This is a genomic window from Bifidobacterium sp. LH_230 (assembly GCF_056357555.1).
The window spans coordinates 21,610-32,942 of record NZ_JBKEWJ010000001.1 but is presented as its reverse complement, the minus strand read 5'-3'; the positions used below and the strand labels follow the sequence as shown (position 1 = coordinate 32,942).

General features: G+C 64.6%; 10 protein-coding genes. 1 reads left to right on the top strand and 9 read right to left on the bottom strand.

The window, feature by feature from the left end; genetic code table 11:
- Positions 1-76 precede the first annotated feature (76 nt).
- Both AC1A0G_RS00115 and AC1A0G_RS00110 read right to left on the bottom strand, forming a co-directional pair.
- Complete coding sequence (locus tag AC1A0G_RS00115; RefSeq protein WP_476526633.1) at positions 77-1,258, bottom strand: cystathionine gamma-synthase; 1,182 nt, start codon at positions 1,256-1,258, stop codon at positions 77-79.
- A gap of 128 nt (positions 1,259-1,386) precedes the next feature.
- Positions 1,387-2,403, bottom strand: a complete 1,017-nt coding sequence (locus tag AC1A0G_RS00110) for a pyridoxal-phosphate dependent enzyme (RefSeq protein ID WP_476526632.1) — start codon at positions 2,401-2,403, stop codon at positions 1,387-1,389.
- Positions 2,404-2,991: 588 nt separating this feature from the next.
- On the opposite strand from AC1A0G_RS00110, the gene AC1A0G_RS00105 reads away from it, so the two are divergent.
- Complete coding sequence (locus tag AC1A0G_RS00105) at positions 2,992-3,360, top strand: endonuclease domain-containing protein (protein ID WP_476526631.1); 369 nt, start codon at positions 2,992-2,994, stop codon at positions 3,358-3,360.
- Between the two features lie 228 nt (positions 3,361-3,588).
- Here AC1A0G_RS00105 and AC1A0G_RS00100 read toward each other — a convergent pair whose 3' ends face one another.
- The 7 genes from AC1A0G_RS00100 to AC1A0G_RS00070 form a co-directional block, all read right to left on the bottom strand.
- On the bottom strand, positions 3,589-4,059 hold the full coding sequence (locus AC1A0G_RS00100; RefSeq protein WP_476526630.1) for a hypothetical protein: 471 nt from the start codon (positions 4,057-4,059) through the stop codon (positions 3,589-3,591).
- A 380-nt stretch (positions 4,060-4,439) separates the two neighbouring features.
- Complete coding sequence (locus tag AC1A0G_RS00095; RefSeq protein WP_476526629.1) at positions 4,440-5,861, bottom strand: PIF1 family DEAD/DEAH box helicase; 1,422 nt, start codon at positions 5,859-5,861, stop codon at positions 4,440-4,442.
- A 97-nt stretch (positions 5,862-5,958) separates the two neighbouring features.
- Entirely contained in the window at positions 5,959-6,819 is an 861-nt protein-coding gene (locus AC1A0G_RS00090; RefSeq protein ID WP_476526628.1) for a Cof-type HAD-IIB family hydrolase, read from the bottom strand.
- Between the two features lie 174 nt (positions 6,820-6,993).
- Positions 6,994-7,644 carry an oligoribonuclease gene (gene orn, locus AC1A0G_RS00085; RefSeq protein ID WP_476526627.1) on the bottom strand — a complete coding sequence of 217 codons (651 nt, stop codon included), beginning with the start codon at positions 7,642-7,644 and terminating at the stop codon, positions 6,994-6,996.
- Positions 7,645-7,916: 272 nt separating this feature from the next.
- A complete protein-coding gene (gene guaB / locus AC1A0G_RS00080) occupies positions 7,917-9,461 on the bottom strand; it encodes an IMP dehydrogenase (protein WP_476526626.1) in 1,545 nt (514 codons plus the stop codon).
- Between the two features lie 69 nt (positions 9,462-9,530).
- On the bottom strand, positions 9,531-10,676 hold the full coding sequence (locus AC1A0G_RS00075) for an MraY family glycosyltransferase (RefSeq protein ID WP_476526625.1): 1,146 nt from the start codon (positions 10,674-10,676) through the stop codon (positions 9,531-9,533).
- On the bottom strand, positions 10,673-11,332 hold the full coding sequence (locus AC1A0G_RS00070; protein ID WP_476526624.1) for an L-threonylcarbamoyladenylate synthase: 660 nt from the start codon (positions 11,330-11,332) through the stop codon (positions 10,673-10,675). Before AC1A0G_RS00070 ends, AC1A0G_RS00075 begins: the two co-directional genes overlap by 4 nt.
- Between the last annotated feature and the right edge of the window lies 1 nt (position 11,333).

Below are 11,333 nucleotides of genomic sequence, written 5' to 3'. Positions count from 1 at the left end.
CTCTCGATCGTCAAACCGACCTCGACACAAGCCCGTTGTAGCCTCTCGATCGTCAAACAGCTATCGAACCGTCGCCTCAGATCGCCTTGAACGCCTGATCGAGGTCGGTGATCAGGTCGTCGGCATCCTCGATGCCGACCGACAAGCGGATCAGGTTCGCCGGCACCTCGAGCGTGGTGCCCGCCACGGAGGCGTGGGTCATCGCGCCCGGGTGCTCGATGAGCGATTCGACGCCGCCGAGCGATTCGGCGAGCGTGAACACCTGCGTCGCGCCGGCGAAGCGCTTGGCCGCCTCGAAGCCGGCCTTGATCTGCACGGAGATCATGCCGCCGAATCCGCCGTGCATCTGACGGGCCGCGATCTCATGGCCCGGGTGCGATTCGAGGCCCGGGTACCACACGCGTTCCACCTCGGAATGGCCTTCAAGCCACTGCGCGATCTTGAGCGCGTTACGGCTGTGCTGCTTGACGCGCAGATCGAGGGTCTTGAGTCCACGGATGTCCAGCCAGGAGTCGAACGGCGACGGCACCGCGCCGGCCGCGTTCTGCAGGAACGCCACCTTGTCGCGCGTCTCCTCGTCGTTCAGGACCACCGCGCCGCCGACCACGTCGGAGTGGCCGCCGATGTACTTGGTGGTCGAATACACGACCACGTCCGCGCCTTCCTCGAGCGGATGCTGCAGCGCCGGCGAGGCGAACGTGTTGTCGACCGCGACCTTGACGCCATGCTCGTGCGCAAGCGCCGCCACGGCCTTGATGTCGGTGATGTTGAGCAGCGGGTTCGACGGCGTCTCCACCCAGATGTACGCGTACGGCTTGGTCTTGAACGCCGCGGCCACCGCGTCCAGGTCGGTGATGTCGACCACGTCGAGTTCCACGCCCCACGGCACGAACACCTTCGACAGCAGTCGGTAGGTGCCGCCGTACACGTCGTTGCCGAGCAGGATGTTGTCGCCGGGCTTGATGGTCGAACGCAGCAGCACGTCGATCGCGGCGAGGCCGGAGGAGAACGAGAGCGCGTACTTCGCTCCTTCGACGGAGGCGAGCTGCGCGTCGAAGCTGTTGCGGGTCGGGTTGACGGAACGGCTGTAGTCGTAGCCGTTGCGCAGTCCGCCGACGCCGTCCTGCTTGAACGTGGAGGTGGCGTAGATCGGCGTGACGACCGCGCCGGTGGTCGGGTCGGGCTCCTGGCCGGCGTGGATGGCACGGGTGGCGAGCTGGGATGCGGCGAGCGCTTCGGCGTTGGTGGAGATGGTCATGGTCGGTTCCTTTCGAAATGTTCCTCTTGTGAGAGTAGTGGCGTGGTTCGTTTTTTGTGGTGGCGTGGCTATCGGCGTTGCCGATAGCGCGTTATGGTTGCGTCGCGGAACGGTCTGCGCGCGTCCGCTCACAGGTATTGCGCGGCGAGTGCCGGCCGACGGGTCGCCTCGACGATGTCGCCGTAGCCGTGGTCGCGCATCCAATCGTCGTTGAAGATCTTCTCGAGATAGCTGCGGCCGGAGTCGGGCATGAGCACGACGACGAGCTGGTTCTCGTCGAGCTGCTGCTCGCGCGCGTATCGCACGGCTGCGGCCACGGCCATGCCGGATGATCCGCCGACGAGCAGCCCCTCCTCCCCCGCGAGCCGGCGCGTCATGAGGAACGCGTCGTGGTCGTTGACCTTGACGATGGCGTCGGTGATGGTCCGGTCGAACGCCTTCGGGTAGAAGTCCTCGCCGACGCCTTCGATGTCGTACTGGTGCACGTCGTCCATGCTGGGCGCGGAGTAGATCGAGCCTTCCGGGTCCGCGCCGACGACCGTGACCGCGCCGTTCGACGCGTCCTTGAGGTAGCGGCCGGTGCCGGAGATCGTGCCGCCGGTGCCGATGCCGGCCACGAAATGCGTGACCTTGTGATCGGTGGCCTGCCAGATTTCCGGACCGGTGGTGGCGTAGTGGCTGGCCGGGCCGTTCGGGTTGTCGTACTGGTTGGGGCGGAACGCGCCGGGGATGGTGTTGGCGAGCCGTTCGGCGACCTGGTAGTAGGAGCGCGGGTCGTCGGGGCCGGCGTCGGTGGGGGTGACGACGACTTCCGCGCCGTACGCGCGCAGTACGGCGCGCTTGGATTCGCTGACTTTGTCGGGCAGGGTGAAGATGGTGCGGTAGCCGCGCTGCTGTGCGACGAGCGCGAGGCCGACGCCGGTGTTGCCGGATGTCGGTTCGACGATCACGCCGCCGGGCTTGAGTTGCCCGGAGCGTTCGGCCGCGTCGATGATGCGTTCGGCGATGCGGTCCTTGGAGGAGCCGCCGGGGTTCAGATATTCGACTTTGACGGCGATGGTGGCCTTGACGTCGTCGGCGACGTGGTTGAGCTTGACGAGCGGGGTGTTGCCGATGGTTTCGGCGATGGAGTTGTGGACGGTCATGATCGTTTCTCGTTTCTTCTGCGGGGATGTTCTGGTTTTCGCGGTACGGATGGTGGAGAGGTTCTGGCTCACCGGCCGACTTTGCAGATACGAGAAACGGGATCGTTGATTTTCGATGAAATGAGTGATCAGTTGAGCTGATATCGCCTGTGATTGCAGATCGATGATGATATGAGACGATCCGCAACCGATGATGATACGAAACCGCCATGCACAAACACAGGTGGATGATCGAAAAGAATGACCCTATCTCAAGTTATGCGTTGTCAACCGCTCGCCAATGCCCGATACGGGCGGCGCGCTTAGCGGCAACAACAACACAAGAGATTCATCATGCTTACCACCATACCACCCGTCCCAACCCCAGCGTGTCGCCCATCTCACATCCCGGCCCACGCACCACCAGCAGACCCTCGTTTCCCCCGGCAAATCACAGCATATGATGCTGGCGGAGCCTTGGCTCCCTCGGCTGAGGGAGCTGACAGCCGCAGGCTGACTGAGGGAGCGTCGCGCCGCTAGGCCGCCAACCGACGGCATCGCGCAACGCGCGATTCCATTACCACACGCATCATCCGCTACGATCGACCCATGAGGGACTACAACCAAGCCAACACGCCACTCGCCAGACGACTACGCCGAACCATGACCCTGCAGGAACGCAAGCTCTGGTATTGCTTCCTCACAACCCACACGCTGCGCTGGCAACGCCAGAAACCCATCGGCGAGCGCATCGCCGACTTCTACTGCGCAAAGGCGCGGCTCGTGGTCGAACTGGACGGCGGCGGGCATTACACGCCGGAGCAACAGGCTGCCGATCTCGAGCGCACGCGGGAGATGGAGACCGCGGTACCGGGACTGCTGGTGATCCGGTTCGCGAACAATCAGGTGGACCGCATGTTCGACGCGGTGTGCGCGGAGATTGACAAGGTGGCGATGGGACGCGTCGCCGGCAATTAGGCCGGCATGGCCTTGGTAGTGGAATCGCACTTCGCACGATACTGTGTTGGTTAGCGGCACTGGCGTGCCGCGACGCTCCCTCAGTCAGCTTCGCTGACAGCTCCCTCAACCGAGGGAGCCGAGGCTTCGATAGTGTTTTCAGGTGAATTGGCGACGAATTGCAAACGGGGGTGTTTCGGCGTGTGCCGAAACACCCCCGTCAGGGATGGGCGCGGGAGCCAGATTGGCTCACTGCTTGAGGCTGGCAGTGACGGCGTCGACGGCCTTCTGCAGGGTCTTGGTGTGGTCCTGGTACCAGGTGGTGTTCTTCTTGATGTTCTCGATCGCGGTCTCGTATTCGGAATCCGCGTCGACGTTGCAGGAGGCGAGTTCCGGGGTTTCGACGGCGAGTTCCTTGGTGAGCGCGTCGAGGGTCTTGGCGTCGCTCACGTCGTCCTTGGTGTAGGCGGACGCGGTGGCGGCGTCGCCGTTGACGAGTCCGTTGTATTCGTTCTGGGCGATGCGCAGGTCGTCGGACGCGGCCGCGCAATCGGCCTTGAGCGTCGCCACGTCCGGACCTCCGAACACGGTCACGCCGACCACGACGGCCGCGACGATGACCACGACCGCGACGATCGCGGCAATGACGATAGCCTTGATGTTCTTCTTCTGTGCGCCTTCACCGGCCACGGCAAGCTCCTTCTTGTCTTCGATTGCCACTGTTCCTGCTCCTTTCCGAGCAAACCCACGACACTGTACCAGAACCGCATACATTAGCAACCGTCCCAGCCCCGCCCGTCTCACCGAAACTCCATGTTTTTGGACAGCCGATCTCACCACCGGCAGCGCGATCCGCTCCTCTGGCGTGGTATTTCTGCTGCCAGTTCTCGGATACTAGCCAAAACATCACGCAAACCAACTTCTTAGCGTGATATCCGGGATAGTATCATCCGTTTGCTAGCCAAAATATCACGCCAACAGCCCCGTTCGCGTGATATTTCAGCCAGTAACGGACCACTGCTAGCCACAACATCACGCAAGTCGGCTCCTCAGCGTGATGTTTTCGCCAGTACGTTTCCACCCGCGAGCAAGACAAGCCGCTAGAACAGTTCGCCCTGCTCGAACTCGTCATCGGACGAACCGCCGGAGGCACGGGCACGGATGCTCGGGTCGAACGCCTCGGCACCGTCCTGCGCAAGCAGATCGGCGGCCGCATCGGAACGCTCGCGCAGCACGCCGTCGAGCCGCACCGCGTCGGGCGACACGTAGAACATCCGCTCGTTGATGCCCTCCAGAAACAGCCCGTCCATCGATTCGACGCGCGAGAGCGCCACGTATCCCATGCCCGGTGCGAACGTTCGCCGCAAATCCATCACCGCACGCTCCAACGTCATGCCCTGCGACTTGTGAATCGTGATCGCCCACGCGCAGCGCAACGGCACCTGATTGATCGACGCGAGCACCGTCTCGCCGTCCATCATCTCCCACGCGGCCGGCTTCATCGTCACCACGTTGCCGTTCTCGAACTCGACGATCGGCCAGCCGCCCTTCGCCTCGGACGCGAACCCGCGCACCGTGCCGAGCGACCCGTTGACGAACTGCCGGTCGGCATCGTTGCGCAGCGCCATCACCGCCGCTCCGGTCTTGAGCACCAGTTTCTCCGGCGCGAGCATGTTCTTCTTCAACCGGTCCACCAGATTCACCGGCCCAGCCGACTCCGCGAAGAACGTGTGCTCCGCCGAGCCGATCTGCGCGAGCCGCAGATCGTTCAGCCCGTCTGCCTGCCGGTTGACCGGGAACAGGTGCACGGCCACCTCCCCGGCATCCGGCACGACGCCGAGCCGCGTGACGAGCGCGTCGCGGTCGTCCTGGTCGACGCAGCCGTCGCGGATGTCGGTGAGCACGCCGAGCAGCTGCCCGTCGTCCTGACGGTGCTGTTCGGTCAGATAGCAGACGACCGAGTCAAGTTCGGCCCATACGAGCGATTCGGTGACGAATCCTTCCGGATTCAGTCCGGCCTTCGCGTAGCGTTCGCGGGAGGCAACGAACTCGGGCGTGGGCGCGATCAGATCGTTATTGCGGCCGGACACGCTCACCGGCGGCAGCTGGAAGAAGTCGCCGGACAGGACGACCTGGATGCCGCCGAACGGGCGCGGATCGCGACGGATCGCACGGCAGACCTGGTCGACCATGTCGAACAGCCACGCGTGCATCATCGAGACTTCGTCGATGACGAGGATGTCGGTGGATTCGATCTTGCGTCGGCGTCGCGTCTTGATGAGCTTGAGCAGGTTCGCGGTGAGCGAGGTCGACACGCCGACGCCGCTCCACGAGTGGATGGTCTGGCCGTCGATATGCGTGGACGCGATGCCGGTCGACGCGGTGACGGCCACGGACGCGCCGGCCTTGCGCGCGGCGGCGATGAACTCGTTCAACACATACGTCTTGCCCGCACCCGGCGCACCGGTAAGGAATACGTTTGCACCGGCTTGCAGAATCGCCAGCGCCTCGGACTGTTGCATATCGGACTGCTCCCGTATTTCAACGATCTGTCGTTTGACTACCCCTCAGTCAGCTGCGCTGACAGCTCCCCTGACAAGGGGAGCCGAGACAACACCGTCAGCCAACCAGACGGTCGACGACCTGCAGCACGCCGTGGTCGACGTTCGTGGGCGCGATGTAGTGCGCGGCGGCCTTGAGATCGGGGTGCGCATTGCCCATCGCGAACGAGTACTCGCCGGCGGCGAGCATCTCAAGATCGTTGAGATAGTCGCCGAACACCGCGGTCTGCGCCGGACTCACGCCGAGGTGCCGCTGCAGCGCCTCGACCCCGCGCCGCTTGTCGGTCTGCGGATTCATGATGTCGACCCAGTGCGCGCCCGAGACGACCACCTGCCAGTCGCGCGCGACGTCGCCCAGCAGATCGGCGGCCATCGACTCGGCATCGCCGAAGTCGAAGATCGCGAGCTTCAGCATCGTCTCGTCGCCGCGCTCGACGCTCGGCAGCACGGCGTGCAGATCGGGCACGATCTCGAGCGCATGGTAGTACTTGCGGCATTCGTCCACGAACGCGGGATCGGTGCGCTGCACGTACGCCGTGTTCAGTCCGCACAGCACGAGGCCGACGTCGTGCGTACCGTTCGCGACGGCCGTATCGACCATGTCGATGACGGTACGCGAGACGGCGACGTCCACACCGTGGACTTCGATCAGTTCGCCGTCCGCGACGACGACGTTGCCGTTCTCCGCGATGTACGACAGTTCGCGCGGCACGCGGTCGGCGAACATGGATCGCAGCGTGGCGTACTGGCGGCCGGATGCGGGCACGAATTCGACGCCGCGCGACTGCAGCCGTTCGAGCATCGGCCAGAATCCGGATGGGATCTCGCTGTGTTCATCGAGCAACGTGCCGTCCATGTCGGCGACGACGAGTCGGATGTCTGCGGGACCGGTGAGCGTGGTCCAGTCTGCTGCGGTCATGCGGTTTTCCTTTTGCTTTCTTTTCTTGGCCCCCTCGGCTGAGGGGGCTGTCAGCGAAGCTGACTGGGGGAGCGTACACGTTATAGCCTTTAAAAAACTCTATGGGCCGATGGGTGTACGCTCCCTCAGTCACGCTTCGCGCGACAGCTCCCTCAGCCGAGGGAGCCGAGATATTCATTTGTTGAGGATGCTGGTGGCGACGACGTCGGCGGCGATGCGCTTGGCGGTCGCCTCGTCCGGGCCGGGGGCCGGAGCCATGAACGCCTCGCGGTAGTAGCGCAGCTCGTCAAGCGACTCGATGATGTCGGCGAGCGCGCGGTGGCCGCCGTTCTTCGGCGGGCGGTTCTCGTACACGGCCGGGTACCAGCGGCGGGCGAGCTCCTTCAAAGTGCTCACGTCGACGCTGCGGTAGTGCAGGTGGCTCATAAGGTTCGGCATATAGTGGTCGAGGAACTTCTTGTCGCTTCCGATCGTGTTGCCGGCGAGCAGCGGGCGCACGCCGTCCGGGGTGAAGCGCAGCACGTATTCGGTGACCTTCCGCTCGGCCTCGGCCAACGACAGGCCGTGCTCCCACTCGTTGATGAGGCCGGAGCGTGTGTGCATGTTGCGCACGAAGTCGTTCATGTGCGCGACGGCGGCCTCGGAAGGCTTGATGACGTAGTCCACGCCCTCGTCGAGCACGTTGAGGTCGAAGTCGGTCGGCACGACGGAGACTTCGACCAGCTCGTCGCCGCCGAAGATGTCGAGTCCGGTCATCTCGCAATCGATCCAGATCAGGCGCGAATCCTTCGCGCTGTACGTTTCCGCATCATGGCTGTCCACCATCGTGTGCCACCTTTCGTTAGCTGTGCGTCTCGTCCTGTATCGAACAGTACAGGCTACCGCGCCGCCGCTACAAAAACGGCTCCCCTGCCGTACGCGGACAGGAGAGCCGCTATCGATCAATCAGCACATACGAAAAAGCTCCCTCGGATGACGGAGCTGACACGCGTGGCACGACTGAAGACTGTCACGGGCATGCCCCGTGTTCTCTCCCTCAGTCACCTACGATGACAGCTCCCTCATCAGAGGGAGCCGAGATAGCTGAAACCGACCGATCAGTTGTGGAAACCGGAGTAGTTCGGGGCTTCGGCGGTCATCACGATGTCGTGCGGGTGCGATTCGCGCAGGCCGGCGTCGGTGATACGGATGAAGCGACCCTTCTCGCTCATCTCCTTGATGTTGTGCGCGCCGATGTAGAACATCGACTGGTGCAGGCCGCCGATCATCTGGTAGAGGACGGCGTTAAGCGGTCCGCGGTACGGCACTTCGCCCTCGACGCCTTCCGGCACGACCTTGTCGTTGGAGGTGACATCGGCCTGGAAGTAGCGGTCCTTGGAGTAGGACTTCTTGCCGCGCGGGGCCATCGCACCCAGCGAGCCCATGCCGCGGTACAGCTTGTACTGCTTGCCGTGCAGGAGCACCTTCTCGCCCGGGGCCTCCTCGCAGCCGGCGAGCGCGCCGCCGAGCATGACCGAGGACGCGCCGGCCACGAGGGCCTTGGCGATGTCGCCGGAGTAGTGGATGCCACCGTCGGCGATGCACGGCACGCCGGCGGCCTTGCAGGCCTGGGCGGCTTCGTACACGGCGGTGAGCTGCGGGACGCCGACGCCGGCGACCACGCGGGTGGTGCAGATGGAGCCGGGGCCGACACCGACCTTGACGGCGTCGACGCCCGCGTCGATCATGGCCTGGGCGCCGGAGCGGGTGGCGATGTTGCCGCCGATGACCTGCACGTCGCGGAAGGCCGGATCGGACTTGATGCGGCGGATCATGTCGAGCGCGAGGCGGGCCTCGCCGTTCGCGGTGTCGACGACGAGCACGTCGACGCCGGCCTCCATGAGGGCGGAGGCGCGCTGCCACGCGTCGCCGAGGAAGCCGACGCCGGCGGCCACGCGCAGACGGCCCTGGGCGTCCTTGGTGGCGTCCGGGTACTGCTCGGTCTTGACGAAGTCCTTGACGGTGATCAGGCCGGTCAGGTGGCCCTCGCTGTCGACGAGCGGGAGCTTCTCGACCTTGTGCTTGGCGAGCAGGTCGTGCGCGTCCTCCTTGGAGATGTTGGACGGGCCGGTGATGAGGTTCTCCTTGGTCATCACGTCGCGCACCTTGAGGTGGTCGTAGTCCTCGGAGGCGATGAAACGCATGTCGCGGTTGGTGATGATGCCGACGAGCTTGTTGTCCTTGTCGACGACCGGCAGGCCGGAGATGTGGAACTTGCCGCACAGCTTGTCGAGGTCGGCGAGGGTGACGTCCGGGTTGGCGGTCAGCGGGTCGGTGATCATGCCGGACTCGGAGCGCTTGACGACGTCGACCTGGGCGGCCTGGTCGTCGATGGACAGGTTGCGGTGGAGCACGCCGATGCCGCCGTTGCGGGCCATGGCGATGGCCATTTCGGATTCGGTGACGGTGTCCATGGCGGCGGAGATCGCCGGGACCTTCATGGTGATTTCACGGGTCAGGTGGGTGGTGGTGTCCACTTCGGACGGGATCACGTCCGTCTCGTTCGGCAGCAGCAGGACGTCGTCGTAGGCGAGGCCCAGCTGGGCGAAGATCGGAGGGAGCGGGGCGTAGTTGTTGTCATTCGTGTTAGGAATTAAAGCCATAGACCCACTATATGAACGTGTGTTGACGAGTGACACGCGCCCGTGGTATGTGACGCGCCGCAGAGGCCGTCAGTTCTCGCGGATGTGCTTGGCACGCCGTTCGATCTCCTCGTTCTCCTCGCGGATCTCGGGGATGCGGTGCTTCAAATACGGGTACATCGTGACGATCGTGAGCACCACGGTCGCCACGGCCATGCCGATCGCCACGTAGCGCGCGCGGAAGAACAGGATCATCAGCGACCCGAACGCGATGAGCGCCGCCCAACCCCACAACGTGAGTACCGCACCCTGCACGGAGTGACCGATCCGAAGCATCCGGTGATGCAGGTGCATGCGGTCGGGATGCATCGGCGACTGGCCTTTCGCGAGCCGTCGAACGATCGCCATGCACATGTCGAGCACCGGCAGGAACAGCACGAGGATCGGCAGCAGGATCGGCATGAACACCGGCAGGTAGATGCTCGCGTGGATCGAGGCCGGGTCGAGTCGGCCGGTCATGATGATCGACGCGCAGGTGATCAGATAGCCGAGCAGCATGGAGCCGGAGTCGCCCATGAACAGTTTCGCCGGATGCCAGTTGTGCAGGATGAAGCCGACGCAGATGCCGATCATCGCCACGTCGATCAGCGTCGCCATCGACGCGTACGACGGCGAGGAGCGTGCGATGATGTACGAGTAGACGGCGAACGCGATGCCGCCGATCGCGACGATGCCGGAGGCGAGTCCGTCCAGTCCGTCGACGAAGTTGACCGCGTTGATCGACGCGACGATCAGAAACGCGGTGATCGTGATCGAAATGCTCGGGGATGCGGTCACGAGCGAGCCGAGCGGCAGCGAGATGATCTGCAGACCGCCCCACGCGACGAATACGGCCGTCAGCAGCTGACCGGACATCTTGAGCATCCAGTCGAGGTCCCACAGGTCGTCGGCCATGCCGATCAGACAGATCGAGATCGCGCCGAGCATGACGACCCACGCCTGATGGCTGGATTCGAACAGGCTGCTCAGGAACGGCATGCGGCTGGCGATGAGCATCGCGCCGAGGAAGCCGAGCAGCATGCCGAGGCCGCCCATGCGCGGGGTGGGGATGGTGTGCACGTCGCGCGCACGGACCTTGCCGACCGCGCCGATCTGGATGGCGAGGTGGCGGATGAGCGGGGTGATGAGATACGTGAGGCCGCCGGCGAGCGCCGCGATGAAGAAGTAGACTCTCACTCGCCCAGTCCCCCGCCGTTCATGTGGATGGCCTTGCGGATGACCGTCTGCGGGATGATGCCTTCGCGCAGGATGTCGATGCCGTCGCGCGACAGCGGGTTCGCGGCGACCACTGTGCTGGCGACGTGGCCTTGCGTGGGGCCGCCGTCGAGGTACAGGTCGACGCTGTCGCCGAACGCGGCGTGCGCCTCCTCGACGGTCTGGGCGCTTTCCTCGCCGGACCGGTTCGCGCTGGATGCGGCGAGCGGGCCGGTGGCGTTAAGGATGCGCAAGGTGACGGCCGAGTTGGGGATGCGGATGCCCTGCGTGCGCGTGCCGTTCGGCGTGGGGCTGATGGTGGCCAGATCGCAGTCGTCGCGGGCGACGGCGATCGGCGAGAACGCGCCGGGCAGGAAGCGTGCGGCGAGTCGGTTGAGCGGCGAGGGCAGGTCGAGGCCGAGGCCGTCGATCTGTTCGATGCTGGCAAGCAGGACCTGCAGGGCCTTGAACCGCGGACGCTGCTTGACCTCGTAGATGCGCGCGATGGCGGCCTTGTTGCGCGGGTCGCATGCGACTCCGTAGACCGTATCCGTGGGGATGACGACCAGGCCGCCCGCCTCGATGATCCGTTTCGCTTCGGCGAGGGAGTCCTCGTTCACCGTTTCAACCGCGCTCATG

What these genes read in the sequence shown, in the direction of transcription:
- AC1A0G_RS00115 (WP_476526633.1), bottom strand. Translation starts at nt 1,258, where the DNA reads ATGACCATCTCCACCAACGCCGAAGCGCTCGCCGCATCCCAGCTCGCC.
- AC1A0G_RS00110 (WP_476526632.1), bottom strand. Translation starts at nt 2,403, where the DNA reads ATGACCGTCCACAACTCCATCGCCGAAACCATCGGCAACACCCCGCTC.
- AC1A0G_RS00105 (WP_476526631.1), top strand. Translation starts at nt 2,992, where the DNA reads ATGAGGGACTACAACCAAGCCAACACGCCACTCGCCAGACGACTACGC.
- AC1A0G_RS00095 (WP_476526629.1), bottom strand. Translation starts at nt 5,861, where the DNA reads ATGCAACAGTCCGAGGCGCTGGCGATTCTGCAAGCCGGTGCAAACGTA.
- AC1A0G_RS00090 (WP_476526628.1), bottom strand. Translation starts at nt 6,819, where the DNA reads ATGACCGCAGCAGACTGGACCACGCTCACCGGTCCCGCAGACATCCGA.
- orn (WP_476526627.1), bottom strand. Translation starts at nt 7,644, where the DNA reads ATGGTGGACAGCCATGATGCGGAAACGTACAGCGCGAAGGATTCGCGC.
- guaB (WP_476526626.1), bottom strand. Translation starts at nt 9,461, where the DNA reads ATGGCTTTAATTCCTAACACGAATGACAACAACTACGCCCCGCTCCCT.
- AC1A0G_RS00070 (WP_476526624.1), bottom strand. Translation starts at nt 11,332, where the DNA reads ATGAGCGCGGTTGAAACGGTGAACGAGGACTCCCTCGCCGAAGCGAAA.